We start from the raw sequence: 17,008 nt of genomic DNA, 5'->3' as shown, positions 1-17,008 counted from the left end.
TCAAGGCGGGGACGCTGTCCTGTCTGTTTCCCCGAACCACAGGAACACCGGGCTCACGGCTCGGCGGTAGCTCGTCGCCCAGGCGTTGCTTGCCGCCTCCTGCCAGTGGCGAGGACTCGAAGGCAGCCCGCAACTCCGGCTGTCAACAGCGCCAATCCGCTGCCGATGGCAGCCACCCGGTCCGGCCAGGGCAAAATCGCGGGGGTGGTGAACCGACCGAGGTAGAACGGCTCGAGCACGGCCCCGACCGGGACAACAAGACGGGCCGCCATCCCCCACCGATCCAGCCGGCAAGCGATGGCGCCCACCAGACCGAGCGGTCCGCCCAGGACCATCGCAGCCAGAAACCAGTGCGAATTGTCGGCCCAGACGTCCGGACCGAACATTCCAAGGGCGAGCCCCACGCCGTAGTGCAGGACGAGAGCGGTGAGCGGGGCGACGATTCCGGCGGCAACGGCCGGGGCAGGGCGGCGGACGAGCCACCCGGACAACACTGCCAGCCCTGCCCAGACCGTCCCGGCATTGACCAGCTGGCTGAGGACTAAACGGCCGGCCAGCAGCGTGTTCGCCTTGCCTTCCATCTGGCTGCTGGTCGTCACGTTTGAGGCAAGCGACACCAGAGCCAGCACGCTGGCGGCGACAATGACCAGGCTCCATCCCCGTCGATTCATAGCCAGAGGTTACGGACTTGCCGCTCCCCACCTGCCGACAGGTAGCAGGAGCGCAACGTCCCGAGCGCTACCGCCTTTCCCGCCGGCGGGCGGCGTAGCTGGCCCAGGTGGCTCCGGCCAGGGTGGCGTGGTCTGCGGCGCATTCGGCGGTGTAGCCGAGGGCTTGTGCCGCGATGTCGGCGCTCTCTGCGCGGCTCAAATGCTCTTGCCACGCGAGTCTTCGCCGCATCGCCGTGACACAAGGTAACTGAACTATCGCGGCTGGTAGCTATCCGCGGTCCTTGGTGTCCGTCTCGGGACGGCCGGTCACTGCCGACAAACCGGATGGAGCCCTCATCCGTGGTAACGGTCGGTAACGGAAGCTGCTGGGTCGAGCCGTGAAAGGACCGGATTCGATACCTTTTGTCGCGCTGATCAATGCCCCTCGCTTCTACTCGGAGTATCGATGTTGCGTCCGTCCTGTTCCTCGTTCCTGGCAGCCGCCGCGACGCTGGCCGCTGGCCTGCTCGCGATGCCGGGCCCCGCGTACGCCGCGGACATCACGACCGCGCTGGACGCGACCGCGATGGCGGCGGCGCTCAAGACGGTGGCGGACACGTCAAAGGCCGCGTCACATGACGGCTGGAAGCTCACCGACACCTTCTCCGAGGGCCCGATGTCGGCCTCGTCCTCACTGGTGGTCGACGTCACGCACCAGATCGAATCCGTGTCCGGCACCGGCTTCGCCTTGTATGTCGTCGGTGGAAGAGGCGTGTACCAGTCCCTCGACGGGTCGGCTGAGCGGGCAGCGGTGAAGATGATGCACCGCCCGCAGGTTCGCTACAAGTTCACTTCGGAGCCGTCGATCACCCTTGACAACACTGCCCTCAGTATTGAGGGGAACTCCGGCGCGGCGCTCGCCGACAGCAGGCACGCGGGCACCAAGACCGTGCACGACGACGGCTCCTCCGACTACGCCTATGCCGCCGACGGCGGCATGAAGGTCACCGTGCGTGTCAGCGCGGCGGGAGTACTTACCGGCAGCCGTACCACCGGCGCAGGCTTCACCGACATCTCGACGTACACCTACGGGGCGCAGCACGTGACGCTGCCGGCGGTGTCGGTGACGATCACCTCGAAGGCACTGGCCAAGGGCGTGGCGTACGTGCACATGAAGGCCACCGTCGGCGAGGTTGCCTCTCGGGGTGCGGCCGACACCCGCCAACGCGCCCACGGACACCGGATCAACGTGGCTGCCCTACGCCGGACCGTCCGCGAGGACGTGGCCGACTTCAACCACGGAATCGGCGCCAAGATGATCAAGGTGACCGTCGTGGATCGCGGCGTGCGGCTCCGCGCGACGAACCCGTGGACCCACAAGTCTGTCTCGTTCACTGTCAAGGCATACGGCAAGAAGATCGCCGTCAAGGGCTGACACCGTTGCCCCGAGTCGACCGACGGTCCCCAGGGCAGTGGCCCAAGCGACGGTGCTGGCGCCACCACCTCGTGGTTGAGGAAGATCGCTACCGCTAACCGCTGTACGGATCAACCCCGGGGATGGCCGTAGAGCTTTTCGCGGGCCTGGCGACCTTGCTGCCACAGCCGCTCGAACTTCTCTGCTGGGATCGGCTCGATCGATGGCTCGTCCTCGGCGGTCGCTGTTGGGAAGGGTGCGTCGGGGATGATGCCGTATTTATGTTCATAGGCGATGACGGCGCCTGGGTCGCCTGAGTCTCGTGCGTGGAGAACCTCGGCGAGTGACGCGGCGGCCGCGAACGTCTCGTCTTGAGCGCGTACTTCGATGTGGCGGGTCGACCATCGCTCGTCGTCAAGTTCGTCGTAGCCCCAGATGTTCTCGTCCGGGTAGTACCACTCGACATAGGTCGGCATGCTGCCAGTATCGATCATGGGGTAGCGGCTCAAACTCACCGACATTGATCAGGCCAAGCCCTGCCGGGCTGGCGCTGAAAGTCGGCTGTAAACGGCACCCGTTCCCGCCTGCGGAATCAAATACTTGAAGACAGGCGCGGGGGTCTGCGGTCCGAGCGGCGCCCGGCCTATCGGGTGCGGCGAGTTCCGCGCGACGATCGGCGATGGCTAGGGGTCGTCGTCTTGCTCGTCGAGCGCCGCGAGGTCCGCCGGGCTGGTGGTGCACAGTGCGTGTTCTTCCGGCGCGGCGACGGCCTCGAAACTGGTCCGCTGAGTTCCGGAGATCAACAGCCCCTGGCCGGTGCGGGCGGTGAGCAGCGCCCGCCGCTCGCCGGCGGTCAGGCCGAACGCGGCGCCGACGGCGTCGATGGCCTGGGGTGCTTGTTTGAGCAGGACCTGGGTGGCGGCGTTGGCGACGACGGCCTGGCCGAGGTCGGTGTCCAGCACGTCCGCGACGTCCTGGGTGACTACCGTCAGCCCGGCGTTGCGTTTGCGGGCGGCCTTCGACATGCGGAACAGGAACCTCGCGCCTTCGCCGTCGCGCAGCAGCAGCCACGCCTCGTCGACCACCACGAGCCTGCGGACGCCGTGGCCCTTCGCGCCGGGAGCGTCGACGCTGCGCCAGATTGAGTCCAGGGCGAGCAGGGTGCCGACGGTGCGGATCTCGTCGGGCAGGTGCCGCAGGGACCAGACGACCAGGTGCCCGTCGGGCCGGGTGGTCGTCGGCCCGTTGAACAGCTCGGAGAACGACCCGTCCACCCACGGCGCCAGGCGCGCGGCGAGCTGCTGGGCCGCCGCGTCCTGCGCGTAATCGCGCAGGCAGGCGGTGAGGTCGCGGAGCAGCGGCGCGCTGCGGTGGTGGGTGGCGGGGTCGGCGGTGATACCGGCGCGGCGGTAGACGGCGAGGATGGCCCGGTCCAGGGCCGCCCGTTCCTGCGGTGGCGGCTGGTGTCCCAGCAGCACGGAGATGAGCGTGTGCAGGAACAGGCCGCGGCGGGTGAGGACGTCGGGGCGGGTGTCACCGATGGGCAGGTCGAGGGGGTTGATCTTCACCCCGGCGTGTCCGAGGCGCACGATGCTGCCGCCGACCGCGTCGGCCAGGCGCAGGTACTCGTCCTCCGGGTCTATCACCGACACCTGCACGCCCTGGTGCAGATTGCGCAGGATCTCCAGCTTCAGGAAGTACGACTTCCCGGCGCCGGAGCGCGCGAGGACGACGGAGTTGTGGTTCTCCTGGCTCCAGCGGTCCCACCAGACGATCCCGTTGGAGTCGGGGTTGATGCCGTACAGGGTGCCGCCGACGGTCTGCGGGTCGCCGGGCAGCGGCGCGGGCAGATCCGGGCTCGCCAGCGGGAACGCTGCCGCGAGGGCCTGGGTGTCCATGGTGCGCAGCATCTGCAGCGAGTCGGTGGCCATGGGCAGGGTGGTGGTCCACCCGGCGAGATGCCGCCATGTGGCGGGCTGGACCTCGATCAGGGTGGACGCGGCGGCGGCCTTCACCTGCGCGCACGCGTCGAGCAGCTCGGGTTCGGTGCGGGCGTGCACGGTCAGGTACAGCCCGACCCGGAACAGTTTCGACACGCCGCGGGCCAGCCGCTGGGCCAGGTCGGCGGCGTCGTCGGCGGCTGCCTCCACGTACGGGTCGACGAGTTTGCCCTTGCTCGCGTCGGCGCGCCGCGACGATTCGAAGCGGGCCCGCTGGTTGCGCAGTCGGGAGGCGGCGACCGGTGCGGGCAGCGGGTCGATGTGCATGGCCAGGTCGAGACGGCCGGGCCAGGACAGCAGCGGTTCGAGCCAGGCCGGTCCGACTTCGGCGGGGTAGCCGGTGACGACCAGTGTGCAGGCGTAGCCGTCGCCGACGCGCAGCATCCGCGGCATCACCTCCACCGAGCCGGGCGCCACCGCGGCGGCGACTCCGGCACCGGCGGTGAGCCGCGTCGCCGCCACCGGTGTCTCGCGCGGGTGCGCGTGGGGGCTTGTCTTGCGGGTCAGGTTCATGACGGCCGGTCCTTCGCGTGACGGTGTGGGCGGGCGGCGGAGGCGGTGATGACGGTGTCGGGGGCGGCCAGCCCGCCGGGGCGCGGCGGCCGGTACGGGTCGGCGGCCGCGGCGATCGCCGCGGTCACGGCCGGACCGTCCAGGGCGCGGGTGGTGACGCCGAGGCCGGACAGGGCGCGCACGGTGTCGTCGGCACGCCGGCGGGCGGCGTGCTCACCGCGCTCGGCCGCCGGGGTGCGGGTGACGACGAGGACCTGCCGGCGTAGCGGGTCGCGGCGTTCGGCGAGGTCGTCGAGGAACCGGGCGTGATCCGCGCACGCCGCGGCCAGGGCCGGGTGCGGCAGGGCGGGCGCGGCGGCGGCCAGGGACCTGGCGTGCGAGCGCAGGTCGACCGGTTGGGCGGACACCACGATCTGCGTGGGCGTGGACAGGCTGTTGAGCCACCGGCCATAGGTGTCGATCAGGGCGGCCTGCTCGGCGGGGGTGCGCAGGTGCAGGTTGATGCTGGTCGCGGCGACCATTGCCGCCCGCACGGCGCCGAGGCTGATCTGTCCGTCGGCGGCGATGGCGTCGGCGGGCAGCGTCAACGGGGCCGGCAGCACCGTCGGCTTCGGCGCCTGCACCCAGGCCGGGGTGCGCGAGGTCGTGTCGGTGGTCGACAATGCCCGTGGGGCGCGGCAGTGACGGATCGCGGCCAGCAGCCACAGGTCCAGGGGCAGTCCGTCGCGGCGCCCGACGGCCAGGCCGAAGACCAGGCCGCCGAACACCACGGCCGCGCCGAGCAGCAGCAGGGTCGGCACGAGCGTGTGCAGGCCGCGCCAGGCGGCGTAGAAGACGACGGCCGCCACCGCGAGCAGGGCGAGCTGACGGAACGTCAGCCCGTAGAGGACCTTGTCGGGGGCGTCCACGTCGGCGGCCATCTTCACCCGGACGTCCGGGCCGTCAGGGTGGGCAGAACTCATCGCATTGCCTTCCAGATAGAGGAGGTTGGTCTTGGCGTAAGAGCGCCGGGCCGGGGTCGCAACGCAAGGGGCGTCAGCGGGCGAGGCGGCCGATCCCGGGGATCACGCGGCTGATCTGCTGCACCACGACGATGCGTACGGCCGCGCCGACGACGTTGGTGTGGCGGGCGCCGGGTGCCGTGACGAGCTTCCGCATCCAGCCGGGGACCTTGACCGCGGTCCACAGCAGCACCATCACGACGAACAGGTTGATCACGCCGCCGGGTTCCACGGGCAGGCCCAACAGCGGCAGCATGTGGGCGGTGTCGAGCAGCATCCACTGCCCGGCTGCCAGGAACATGCCCTGCGCGACGGGCACCGCCAGCATGCCCGCGTAGGCGCGCCACCACAGGCGGGCCAGTGGGTCGGTCTGCGGCAGGGCGTGCATCGCCAGGGCGATCGGCGCGATCGTGGTGAGGACCAGGGCGATGGCGAACCGGACGATCATGCTGATCGCCGTCGCGGCGAGCAGCATGACGATGATCGCGGCGCAGACGATGAACAGCAGCCCGCCGAGGTGGTCGCGGGAAGCGCCCATCTGCGTCTTGATGCCGGCCAGGCCGCCGTCGGCGCCGGTGCGGGGATCGGTCAACGCCGCGGTCAGCGCGTTGGCCAACTCGATGAGTTCGCCGGCGATCAACTGGGAGAAGTGCGCGGCGACGAACCCGACCACACATCGTGGGAGCAGGTCCTTGACGCCGTAGCGGGCGCGTTCGTCGCCGCCCGCTGTCATGGTGAGCGCGCCGGCGGCGACGAACACCAGCACGAAGACGGTGTCGACGATCAGGATGGAGCGTCCGGTCAGGGCCTGCACCTGGGGCAGGACCGTGACGTCCGGGGTGTGCAGCAGCGCTCCGGTGATCGCGGCGATGAGGGTGTTGAAGACGTCCAGGATCGCGTCGGCGAACCAGTCGAGGATCCCGTCGAGCATGAAACCCATGACGCTCAGCCGCCGACGATGCCCTTGACGACCTGCAGCAGCACCGGTGCGAGGACCGCGAGGCCGTAGCCCATCAGGGCGTTCTTCAACGCGGCTTTGGCCTTGTCGACCTGCGCCGGGTCACCCCCGGCGGTCGCCCAGTACACCCCGGCCAGAACCAGGAAGAGGGTGGCGATCGCGGCGAGGATCCCCATCACCCACGTCTGCAGATTCTCGATGACGGTGGGCAGGGAGTTCGCCGCCAGGTAGACGGTGTCGCCGGCATCGGCGAACGCGGCGCTCGGCGCCGACAGAATCAGCAGGACGGTCACGACGTGCGCGGCGACCCGGACGGCCCTGCGGGGCAGCCCGAGGAGTGCGGGCCGGAGTCCCGGCGACAGGCAGGAGGTGGCCAGGCGGGCGGCCCGTCGGCCGAAGCCAGCGACGGCGCGGACGTGGGCACGCGGGCGAGCCCGCAGGCCAGTGGTGGTGGTGGTGCGATAGCGGGACATGGGGTGGTCACCTCCGGCCCGGCCCGAGAGCGGGCGGGGCTGTGCGAGCGGTCGGATGAGGACCGCCGCCGGGCGCGGAGGCAGCAGGACGCGTCGACCAGCCACAACAGGCCCCGGGAGGAGCTCGTCCTCCCTCGGCGGGTGTGGCGGTGATCGATGAGTGTCAGCGCATCAAGCAGGCGCGGCACCCGAGGCGTTGCGGCTCGCGAAACGGCCCGATACCTGTCGGACCCGGCGGCGGAGCGGAGACCCGATCCGGCCGCTGCCCGGCGTACGCCGTCGTCGGCTCGGAAGTGGTTCCGCACCCTCACACCGACATTTGTGTGCTCTGCCGAACGCCTGCCCGGCTCACCGAAGGCTCACAACCCCTGCCTGGTTTCGCAGGTGAGTACGAGCGCCAGACGTCGCTCACAACGAGCGCCGCAACTGCCGGGGCCAACTTCGTATCGCCGAGTTTGAGCGCCACCTGGTGGCGTGGGGGTTGAGCGTGGTCAGTCGAACCAGGCGACGAGCCGTACGCCTTCTTCTCCGTAGCGTTCCGCCAGGGTCCGCATGACGGCGAAGACGTGCTCCCATCCGGTGCCGGGTCCGAGCACGTCGTTACGGGTCACCTTCTTGTACGTGAACGTGGTGGTGCCGTGCTGCCAGCTGCCGTAGGCGACGCTGACCGGGGACTCGCCGGCCAGGGACGGACCGTACTCAGCGACGACGTCGGCGGGCCACTCGTCCTCGATGCGGTAGCAGTGGTAGAGGCCAGACCCGTTCTGGTTGACTTCGAGCACGCCCCGCGCCAGGGGTGTGACGGTCATGTCGAGGTCGCGCAGCTCGGGCCAGGAGACCCAGGTGCTGCCGCCGACAGCCTGATCGATCTCTGCGTCGTGCTCGTAATCCTTGCCGACGGTCTCCGACACGTCGGCCGGTAGCCCACGGCCTTCAGCGACCGGCTCCCAGCCGTTCCAGTTGCGGATGCCGAACAGGCAGCCCAGCGGCGAGTAGTCGCCGCCGGGATACAGCGGATAGAGATCCATGCAGTGCATCCACCGTGCCTCCTGCTTGGAGGCGGCACTGATCGAACCGTCGAGTGCGGTGGCGCCGATCAGGTCACGGACCTCGATCGCACCGTAGATGTCGGTTCCCACGTCACGAAATCATACGGCTTTGTCGATCTGGTGTTGACTGCTGACCTTGGGTTTGTTACCGAGTTGCCTCCACCGGATGGCCTGCGCCCGCTGCGACTTCTACACCCCGAAAACCTCCGCCTCGGCCCAGCTGCTGGAGGCCAAGACCGGCCTGCAGCGGATACTGGCCGCCGTCCCGCTCACCGACGACGAACGCGCCGCGGTCGACAACGACCACGCCGCCGTCGACCGCCTCCTGCAACGCCTCGCTGACGTCGCCACCCCAGCCGGTCCCACCCCGAACCAACTACGCGCCGAACCCGGCAGGCAACTGCCCCTGACCGTCCTCTCGCCGACCGGTCCCTGACTCCGGACGGTCGACACCTCGATCAACGAGGAATCGCACCGCATAATGGTCAGCGTGGACGCGGACCTGGAATGGCAGGCCAACAGCACCCTGAGCATCGGGCCGTGGCCAGTACGCATCAGCGACGACGCCACCCACGCTCAGCTCCATGATCTCGACACACTCGAAGACCTCCGCGAGATCCACGGCTGGGACCCGTTTTTCACACTGCGCTTCCCGGACGGCACAACACACGACGTCGCCGTCGCACGCCCAGACGACGACGGAACCTTCCTCCTCATCGACATCGACGCCGCAGCAGCGCTCGAAGCCGCCGCCACTCACGAAGGCACCAACGACCTGCTACCCGAACCCGAGCAGATTGCCGACACCACCGCATGGCTGCATCAGCACGGCTTCACCACCCGCGAACACAGCCGCGGCGGAAGACTCAGCGGCAGCCGCCTGTTCAAACGCGGCGACGGCTGGCGGGCCCGATACAGCTGCGTCCTCGGAACCTGGTCGTTGGAACTGTCACCGCCTGGACAGCACAGATTCACGAGCTTCCATCACCTGTGGCCAGACCAAGCCACCCCCTGGCACGAAGTCCTACCCAACCTCATCGGCGACCCACCCCAAACATCGACAAACTCTGATTCCAAAGAATAATGCGGTTGACCTGGCCTTCGACCAGCCCGGAGCTATGCGGCAGCGTCAGGCCGGCGGTGACGGCCTCAAGGTCCTTGGTCAGGCCGGCGGCAAAGCCCGTGATCGTCGGCACCGGTATGGGTGGCCGGCGGCTCCCTTGACCCAGGTGAACGCGCCGTGCGCCGAGTTCCACATCCGGCTCCGCCGCACCGCCGATCCGCCTCAGCGGGACCCGCGCACAGATCCCGTTAGAGTGCGCGCACGTCGGCGCCCTCGCGGGTGGACGACTCCACCAGCGAGGGCGCCGAAAGTGCTGTGCGCGTCGTTCAGGCCGCGGAGGGCAGCAGCGTCAGCTGTGCGGGGTGGCTGCGTGAGGTGGCCGATCCGCTGGCGGAGGGGACGGCGCGGCTGGCGCGCAGGGCGGCGCGCCGGTCGGCCTGCTCGGCGAGCAGCTGAGCGGCGTCCGCGGAGACTGCGCCGGTCAGCAGGCCCCGCCCGAGGGCGTCGGCGAGGCGGGTGTCGATGCGGCCCAACCGCATGCGCAGCGCGTCGGTGGTGACGCCGAGGCCGGCGGCGATCGGTTCGATGGCCTTCTGCCCGAGCCGTACGTCGATGTAGGGCTGCTCGTCGGTCTCGTCGACCAGGCCGAGCTGGACCGCGCGACGCACCAGCAGGTCGGGATGACCCCACGGCACCATCGGGGTGCGCGGGCCGGTCACGTGCTCGACGTCGTCGACCGGAATGTACTGCCGCGACTGGCGCGCATGGTCGCGCCCGGCCCGAAACGCCGCCATGCACAGGGCGGCGTGCGGGGCCGGCCGAGCCAGGTCTACCCGCTCGCGCAGGGCGCAGAGGAAGCCGGTGAGGACCTCGGCGTCCATGTCGTCGCGGTCACCGCGATACCCGATCGCGAGCTGGACGGCGTATCGGCGCAGGGCGGGCATCGCCATCCCGACGGCGGCGATCACCCATTCCGGCCCATCGATTCGGGCCCGGCGCACCAGCTCGCGCCAGACCGCATCCCGCGCGGCGAAGGCATGCCGGTGCTTGGCCAGCCAGTGGTCCAGGTCGGTCAGCGTCATGACACCGGCCGGCAGGCCGGCGTCCGGGTCCAGTTGGTCGAGGTCGAGGGTCATCGGGTCGGGCTCGCAGGTCAGTGCCGCGAACGCGGTCGCGGCGGCGGACAGCGGGGAGGTCGGCCAGTCGGTAGCGGGCACACTCATGTCACAAGCTCCAGGCGTCGAGGGTGGGGTGACATCGCCGGCCCGTGCATGGCGGCGACGTCGAGGCACCGAGTAGGACACGAGCGGCTCACCGATGTGTCACACCACAGGCCACCGGCCCGATATGACATGTCCGCGGCGTCACCGGGCTGTCGGCCCGGCTCAGGTCAACAATCGCCCATGACATCGACAGGTGTCGTTGGCACGAGGCCATGACACCCCGGATGAGCTGCCCTGTGACATTGCGGGACGGACGGCGAGAGCCGTCCGGAGAGCGTCACGACGAGGACCGCGGACTCCGTCAACGAGGCGATGTCCCCGGCGAGGGACCGCGCTCGCCACGACTCACAACGGTCTCACCACGGCTCACCACGACAGCTCGCGGACACCGACCCGCCGCTCACACCCGGGACAGCCCGGAACGTGACACGCTCGCCGCCCGCGTACGCAGGCATGTCCAACCTCGACGGCGACGGCGTCCGACCATTCGGAACAATGACATCGGCCGGCGTGTCCTGTCCGCCCCGGCCGGTAGTCACACGGCAGACGGCGAGGACCGCCGTCGCACTGACAGACCACCGACGCCCGTGGCGTCGCGGCGTCCCCGGCACGATGATCCAGGTGACACGGCAGTCGAGCCGCGCCAGAGCACGGCGTCGGCCGCAGCCCGAGACGCGGTGGGCGGGCCAAACCGCACAGACCCCAGGCGTGTGAGTCGTGGTCGAGACCTGGGCGCGCCGCGGTATTAGCCAGCGATCCGCCGAGACTCCGATTTCGGGTGGTGACACGGAAACCCTGTAGAACGTCGTGGGACACGGACGAACGTGGCTTGGACGGACTGTGTGCACATCGTCTGGCGTGCGTCTGCGCCGTGCGCCCACGGTTCCGGGCTCGCACATGGAGGCCGAGAATCGGCCTATATCGGGACTGTGTGCCGAATTCGCCGTCACTGTGAGCCGCCAGCGGCGGCTGTGAGCGGCTGTGAGCGGGGGAAGCGTTCGGCAGAGCACACATACAGCGGTGTGAGGGTGTCAGCGCATCAGCGGTGCGGCGTGGAGCCGACATCACATGAGCGAACACTCACCGCAGCCCAACCGCACCCCCGACCGGCCCGTCGGACCGGACTCCTCCGGTGCCGACCCGACCCTGATCGACGCCGTACCCGGCGACACGCCGGTGCCGATCACGGTGTGGCGCACCGCCCGCACGCAGCAGGACATGCTGCGTCCCGTCAGCGCCCGGCTGGCCTACCGGCTCGTCTCGGCCTACAGCCGAGCCGGCGAGGCGGTCGTCGACCTCACCGACGGACACGCCCTGACCGCCGCGTGCCAGGCCGGTCGGCGCAGGCATCACCCCGGCTGGTTCACTGACGCCTCCAGCCTGATCATTGGCCCGAGCACCCTGCGCGGCGACATCAGCACCCAGACCGGCAACGCCGGCGACCCGCCGGTCCACGAGGACGGCCGGGTCGAGCCGCCGGAGCTGCCCGCATGGTTCGGTGACGACCTCACCGACCCGCTGGCGTCGGCCGACGACCCGACAGCCGGCCCGATCGAACCCCTCGCCGACGGCGCGTCTGTGCAGGCGAGGACGAGCCTGGTCGTGGCGATGTGGCCCCTGCACGACGGGGACGCCGCCAACCGGGTCCGGCTGGCCTGGCTGCTGACCGCCTGCACCCGGCTGCTGCGCCCGGGCGGCTGCCTCGTCCTCGTGGTCGCTGCACCCGAGCAGACCGCGACCGCGCCGCAGGACTTCAGTCGCATCTCCACCGCCGCCGCGAGCGTCGGGCTCGGCTATCTGCAGCACATCGTCGCCGTGGACGCCGACGCGGGCGCTGAGGCGTTCGTCTACTACGTCACCGACGAGGAGTTGCTCGGCCTCGCCGCCGAGGTCGGTGGGGCGCAGTGGACGGTCGCGCATCTGCGCGTGCATGCCGACCTGCTGGTGTTCAGCCACCAGCTCACCGGCAGCCGCCGCAAGGGCGGTGAACACCGTGGCTGAACACACCTCGACCAGCGCGGCCGCCCCGGACCATCCCCGTCCCGGCCGGCACCGTGCCGGCGACGCGCGGCATCGCGCCAGCGGCGACGCCGCGCACGAGTCTCGGCATCAGTACGCCGAGCCCTATGACGGCCGGCATCGCGCGGACCCGCAGGTCCTGTCCGTGTGGGCGACCGCGCAGGCGACCGGTCCGGTGCAGCGCCGCGGACGGTACGTGGCCGGGTCGGTCAAACACCCCGCGAGGATGCTCCCGGCGATCGCGGCGCACGCCGTCTCCGCCTACACCCGGCCCGGGGACCTGGTCCTCGACCCGATGTGCGGGATCGGCACCACGCTGGTCGAGGCTGCGCACCTCGGCCGCGACGCGATCGGTATCGAGTACGAACCGCGCTGGTCCGACATCGCCGACGCGAACATCGCCCATGCGCACACCCAGGGCGCACCCGGCAACGCCGCGGTGATCCGCGGGGACGCCACCCGGCTGCTGTCGCTCGTCCCGTCCGCCCTGGCCGGGCAGGTCGCACTGGTCGTGACGTCACCGCCGTACGGGCCGACCGTGCACGGCCTCGTGCGTCCCGGCGACGGCGGTGTGGCCAAGTCAGACAACACCTACGGCACCGACAAGGGCAACCTCGCGTACCGCGACCTGACCGGCCTCGCCGACGGTTTCGCGGAGATCCTGCGAGGCTGCGCCGTGCTGCTGCGCCCCGGCGGCCACGTCGTGGTCACCGCCCGGCCCTGGCGCAGGAACGGTCAGCTCGTCGACCTGCCCTCGGCAGTCATCGGGGCTGGCCTACGCGCCGGGCTGATCCCCACGGAACGCTGCGTGGCACTGCTCAGCGCGGTCCGGGATGGCCGGCTGGTCGCCCGGCCCTCGTTCTTCCAGATCACCGCCGTGCGTAAAGCACGCGCCGCCGGGACGCCGCTGCACCTGATCGCGCACGAGGACGTCCTGATCTTCACCAAACCCGCAGTCGAATCCACCGGCGAGGAGGGCAGCGAATGAGCCAGCCCCGTCTTCGTGTCCTCAGTCTCGGCGCCGGGCTGCAGAGTTCGGCCATCGTCCTGCTCGCGGCGCGCGGCGAGATCGCCCCGTTCGATGTCGCGGTCTTCGCCGACACCGGATGGGAACCCCGCTCGGTGTACCGGCAACTCGACCGGCTGACCGCGATCGCCGCGGCAGCCGGGATGCAGGTCGTACGGGTGTCGACCGGCAACATCCGCGCCGACGCCCTCGATCCTGCCCACCGGTTCGCGTCCATGCCGCTGTTCACCCTCGGCCCCAACGGCGAACGCGGCATGGCCCGACGTCAATGCACCAGCGAATACAAGATCCGGCCGATCAAAGCCGAAGTCCGGCGCCGACTCGGCTACCCGCACCCCGCCAGGGTCCCAGCCGGCGTATGGGCGAAGATCGCCATCGGCATCTCCGTCGACGAGATCCACCGCGCCCGCGACGCCGACGTCGCCTACATGCGCAACACCTTCCCGCTACTGGATCTCGGCTGGCGCCGCGGCGACTGCCTGCGCTATCTCAACGAACACGGCCTGACCGGATTCGGAAAATCGTCCTGCATCGGATGTCCCTTCCACGACGACGCGTACTGGGCCGACCTCAAGACCACCAGCCCCGCCGAGTGGGCGGACGCCGTCGATTTCGATCGGCGGATCCGGCACGGGTCGGCCCGCGCCAACGCCGACGGGCACCCACTGCGTGGCCGGTACTACCTGCACGCGCAGCGGGTGCCCCTCGACCAGGTGGTCCTGCGCCCCCGCACCCGACGCACGCCCGAGGACCTGCCGGGGTGCGGGCCGTTCACCTGCCCACACCCCACCGAGCCGGTCGACCCCGACCCGCCGCAGCCGGCCGACGTCGGCACCGCGACGGCCGGGCGGGAGGTGGCGTGAACAGTGCAAGACAGCCCCATCTCGACACCGGCCGATCCGGCGCAGAAGTGCGCATCGGGTCCCTGTGCACCGGGTTCGGCGGGCTCGACCTTGCCGTCGAGCTGGTGCTCGGCGGCCGACTCGCCTGGTACGCCGAGACCGACCCACACGCCAACACCGTCCTGGCACACCACTGGCCAGACGCCACCAACCTCGGCGACATCCGCACCGTCGACTGGAGCACCGTCACACCCGTCGACATCCTCACCGCCGGCTTCCCCTGCCAGGACATCAGCAACGCCGGCAAGCGGGCCGGCATCACCGGTGTCCACAGCAGCGTGTGGACAGCCGTCGCCGACGCCGCTCGCGCGCTTCAACCGGCGTACGTGTTCGTGGAGAACGTGGCCGCGCTCCTACGGCGCGGACTCGACCAAGTCCACGCCGATCTGGCCGCGCTCGGGTACGACACGAGCTGGCTATGCCTACGCGCATCCGACATCGGCGCCGCCCACCGACGCGACCGGCTGTTCCTGCTCGCCGTCCGGGCCGACCTTCTCCGAGACGGCGACCCGGACCCTGCCGACGCCGTGCGCGCGTGACGGCAAAGGCCCGGGGCACCAGCGCAGCAGTCTGCCCACGCTCCTCGAGCGGGGCGGCATTGCCCTGCTGCCCACCCCACGCGCCACCGACGGCGCCATGGGCTGCCCGGGACAGCGCGGCTCGCACGGCGCCCTGACCCTGCCCTCGGCGGCAGTCCAGGTACGCGCGCTGCTACCAGCGCCGGGGCTGCGCGGGCACGAGCCTGGGCGTCCCGGCGGCGACCTCACCGATACTGCTGACCTCGGCACGGTCGATCAGCAGCGGTGGGGCGGTTACGCCGAGGCGGTCGCCCGGTGGGAGGTGCTTTTCGGCCGACCGGTCCCGGAACCGACCCAGCCCGGCAACCACGGCAAGCCGGTGCTGGCGCCCCCGTTCGTCGAGTGGCTCATGGGCCTGCCGGCAGGGTGGGTCACCGATCTGGGGCTGCCGCGCACCGCAGCGTTGCGGGTGCTCGGCAACGGGGTCGTCCACCAGCAGGCCGCGGCCGCGCTGCGGCTGCTGCTGTGCCCACACCGGTGGGCGGTGCGCCGATGACCGGCCGCCCCGAAATGCCCGCGCTGGACGACTACCGCTACCGGCGGCACGGACCGGTCCACCTGTATCTGGGCGACGCCGCCCGAGTCCTCGCGGCGATGCCGGACGACAGCGTCGACTGCCTGGTCACCTCACCACCGTTCTGGGGTCTGCGGGACTACGGCACCGGCCGCTGGGACCGCGGTGACCCGGCCTGCCCGCACCCGCTGGGCCGAACCCGCCGTACCGACGGGGTCGCCTGCCCGGCCTGCCAGGCCCGGTGGGTCGACCCGCAGTACGGCCTTGAGACCAGCCTGAACGACTACCTCGACCACCTGGTCGCGGTGTTCGACCAGGCTCGCAGGGTGCTCGCCCCGACCGGCACCTGCTGGGTGAATCTCGGCGACAGCTACAGCGCCGGCACCCGGACCGCCTACGACACCACCGGCGGGATCACCGGCAACCGCCATCTGGCGGCCGGCCGCAGGCCCGCCCCGCTGCCGGGCAAGAACCTGCTCGGAGTGCCCTGGCGGGCCGCGTTCGCCCTCCAGGCCTCGGGCTGGATCCTGCGTAACGCGGTGGTGTGGGCGAAGCCGAACCCGTTGCCGGAGTCGGTGCGTGACCGGCTGTCGGCGACCTACGAACTGCTGTTCCTGTTCACCAAGTCACCCAAGTACTACTTCACCCTCGACCCCATCCGCATCCCCCTTGTCCGGCCGGACGCCGCCGACGGCACCCGCGTCTTCGGCGGCAGCCACAAGGGACGCACCGGCGGGGTCGACGCCACCGCACGGCGCCGGGGCACCAGCACATACGGTGCCGCCGTCAAGCACACCAGTGAGTTCACGGCCGGTGCCGGATCGGGCAACCTACGCGCGGTCGGGCACGCCCACACCGCCACCCACCCGGCTGGGCGCAACCCCGGCGACGTGTGGCGCATCGCCACCCGCCCCTACCGGGGCGCGCACGTCGCCCCGTTCCCGATCGACCTGCCGCTGCGGGCGATCGCCGCCGGCTGCCCCGAAGGTGGCCTCGTCCTGGATCCGTTCTGCGGTGCCGGCACCACCGGGCTCGCGGCCCTCCAGCTCGGGCGCCGGTTCGCCGGTATCGACGTCAGCTCGGTGTTCCTCGACGAGACGCTGACCAGGCTCACCCCGCACCTGCCAAACCCGGGACGAGCGGGGTGATCCTGCGGACGGTGCCGGTGACCTTCGCGCAGGCCAGCCAGTTCGTGTCCGCCGCCACCGTCCGCACCAGAGGGTCAGGTTCTCCATCGGTGTCTCCGACGGAGACGTTCTGGTCGTGATGGCCGTCGTGGGTCGGCCGGTCGCCCGGATGCCGGCCGACCCACGCTCGACGACGGCCTCACGCTCGAAGTCACCCGGATGACCACTGACGAGCAGTGGACCGACATGCTCGCCGAGGCCCTGACCCGGCCAAACCGGACCTTCCGACCGCCCCAACCTGATCTTCCTGGCAGGCCGTCGCCCTGAGGGCGGTGGCCTGCCGCCGCATCCGCCCCGCTTTCGGCGCCGGGTCTTGAAGTCCGGTCACGGCACATTCGTCCGTTCGCGTGCGACGGCGCTCAGCTCGCCGTCGGCGCCGGTCGACCCGGCGCGGACACCATGAACGCTCGCCGTGGCCAGTCGATCAACGTGCCCCC

17 protein-coding genes are annotated in these 17,008 nt (G+C 70.6%); 9 read left to right on the top strand and 8 right to left on the bottom strand.

The features are described from left to right. Window positions 1-53: 53 nt before the first annotated feature. The gene (locus tag ACMCNK_RS23220) at window positions 54-671 is read right to left on the bottom strand and encodes a hypothetical protein (RefSeq protein ID WP_412738490.1); all 618 of its coding nucleotides are present in this window, start codon (window positions 669-671) and stop codon (window positions 54-56) included. 445 nt (window positions 672-1,116) lie between these two features. On the opposite strand from ACMCNK_RS23220, the gene ACMCNK_RS23215 reads away from it, so the two are divergent. Then, a complete protein-coding gene (locus ACMCNK_RS23215) occupies window positions 1,117-2,085 on the top strand; it encodes a hypothetical protein (protein WP_412738489.1) in 969 nt (322 codons plus the stop codon). A 110-nt stretch (window positions 2,086-2,195) separates the two neighbouring features. Here ACMCNK_RS23215 and ACMCNK_RS23210 read toward each other — a convergent pair whose 3' ends face one another. From ACMCNK_RS23210 to ACMCNK_RS23185, 6 genes are all read right to left on the bottom strand, one after another. Next, window positions 2,196-2,540: a hypothetical protein gene (locus ACMCNK_RS23210; protein ID WP_412738488.1), complete on the bottom strand. Its 345-nt coding sequence runs from the start codon at window positions 2,538-2,540 to the stop codon at window positions 2,196-2,198. Between the two features lie 207 nt (window positions 2,541-2,747). Next, window positions 2,748-4,457: a VirB4 family type IV secretion system protein gene (locus tag ACMCNK_RS23205; protein ID WP_412740958.1), complete on the bottom strand. Its 1,710-nt coding sequence runs from the start codon at window positions 4,455-4,457 to the stop codon at window positions 2,748-2,750. A 116-nt stretch (window positions 4,458-4,573) separates the two neighbouring features. Then, window positions 4,574-5,497 carry a PrgI family protein gene (locus ACMCNK_RS23200; RefSeq protein ID WP_412740957.1) on the bottom strand — a complete coding sequence of 308 codons (924 nt, stop codon included), beginning with the start codon at window positions 5,495-5,497 and terminating at the stop codon, window positions 4,574-4,576. Between the two features lie 115 nt (window positions 5,498-5,612). Then, window positions 5,613-6,518 (bottom strand): hypothetical protein, encoded by a 906-nt coding sequence (locus tag ACMCNK_RS23195; RefSeq protein WP_412738487.1) that lies wholly within the window; start codon window positions 6,516-6,518, stop codon window positions 5,613-5,615. A gap of 5 nt (window positions 6,519-6,523) precedes the next feature. After that, window positions 6,524-6,829, bottom strand: a complete 306-nt coding sequence (locus ACMCNK_RS23190) for a pilin (protein ID WP_412740956.1) — start codon at window positions 6,827-6,829, stop codon at window positions 6,524-6,526. Window positions 6,830-7,500: 671 nt separating this feature from the next. Next, window positions 7,501-8,148 (bottom strand): hypothetical protein, encoded by a 648-nt coding sequence (locus ACMCNK_RS23185; RefSeq protein ID WP_412738486.1) that lies wholly within the window; start codon window positions 8,146-8,148, stop codon window positions 7,501-7,503. 76 nt (window positions 8,149-8,224) lie between these two features. On the opposite strand from ACMCNK_RS23185, the gene ACMCNK_RS23180 reads away from it, so the two are divergent. Together ACMCNK_RS23180 and ACMCNK_RS23175 are read left to right on the top strand one after the other, a co-directional pair. After that, entirely contained in the window at window positions 8,225-8,494 is a 270-nt protein-coding gene (locus ACMCNK_RS23180) for a hypothetical protein (protein WP_412738485.1), read from the top strand. A 54-nt stretch (window positions 8,495-8,548) separates the two neighbouring features. Next, on the top strand, window positions 8,549-9,142 hold the full coding sequence (locus tag ACMCNK_RS23175; RefSeq protein WP_412738484.1) for a hypothetical protein: 594 nt from the start codon (window positions 8,549-8,551) through the stop codon (window positions 9,140-9,142). 305 nt (window positions 9,143-9,447) lie between these two features. Here the strand turns inward: ACMCNK_RS23175 and ACMCNK_RS23170 are convergent, their stop codons facing one another. Next, entirely contained in the window at window positions 9,448-10,344 is an 897-nt protein-coding gene (locus tag ACMCNK_RS23170) for a hypothetical protein (protein WP_412738483.1), read from the bottom strand. Between the two features lie 1,068 nt (window positions 10,345-11,412). Between ACMCNK_RS23170 and ACMCNK_RS23165 the strand changes: the two genes are divergently transcribed. The 6 genes from ACMCNK_RS23165 (at window position 11,413) to ACMCNK_RS23140 (ending at window position 16,532) form a co-directional block, all read left to right on the top strand. Then, the gene (locus tag ACMCNK_RS23165; RefSeq protein ID WP_412738482.1) at window positions 11,413-12,345 is read left to right on the top strand and encodes a hypothetical protein; all 933 of its coding nucleotides are present in this window, start codon (window positions 11,413-11,415) and stop codon (window positions 12,343-12,345) included. Then, window positions 12,338-13,351 carry a TRM11 family SAM-dependent methyltransferase gene (locus ACMCNK_RS23160; RefSeq protein WP_412738481.1) on the top strand — a complete coding sequence of 338 codons (1,014 nt, stop codon included), beginning with the start codon at window positions 12,338-12,340 and terminating at the stop codon, window positions 13,349-13,351. Before ACMCNK_RS23165 ends, ACMCNK_RS23160 begins: the two co-directional genes overlap by 8 nt. Beyond that, complete coding sequence (locus ACMCNK_RS23155) at window positions 13,348-14,253, top strand: hypothetical protein (RefSeq protein WP_412738480.1); 906 nt, start codon at window positions 13,348-13,350, stop codon at window positions 14,251-14,253. Before ACMCNK_RS23160 ends, ACMCNK_RS23155 begins: the two co-directional genes overlap by 4 nt. Beyond that, window positions 14,250-14,831: a DNA cytosine methyltransferase gene (locus ACMCNK_RS23150; protein ID WP_412738479.1), complete on the top strand. Its 582-nt coding sequence runs from the start codon at window positions 14,250-14,252 to the stop codon at window positions 14,829-14,831. Before ACMCNK_RS23155 ends, ACMCNK_RS23150 begins: the two co-directional genes overlap by 4 nt. Before the next feature lie 97 nt (window positions 14,832-14,928). Next, the gene (locus ACMCNK_RS23145; protein WP_412738478.1) at window positions 14,929-15,366 is read left to right on the top strand and encodes a hypothetical protein; all 438 of its coding nucleotides are present in this window, start codon (window positions 14,929-14,931) and stop codon (window positions 15,364-15,366) included. Continuing rightward, complete coding sequence (locus tag ACMCNK_RS23140; protein WP_412738477.1) at window positions 15,363-16,532, top strand: DNA-methyltransferase; 1,170 nt, start codon at window positions 15,363-15,365, stop codon at window positions 16,530-16,532. Before ACMCNK_RS23145 ends, ACMCNK_RS23140 begins: the two co-directional genes overlap by 4 nt. Window positions 16,533-17,008 lie beyond the last annotated feature (476 nt).

It is taken from the genome of Krasilnikovia sp. MM14-A1259 (assembly GCF_047159535.1).
GTDB lineage: Bacteria > Actinomycetota > Actinomycetes > Mycobacteriales > Micromonosporaceae > Actinoplanes.
The sequence above is the reverse complement of the archived record's forward strand: the minus strand, read 5'-3'. Positions and strand labels throughout refer to the sequence as shown.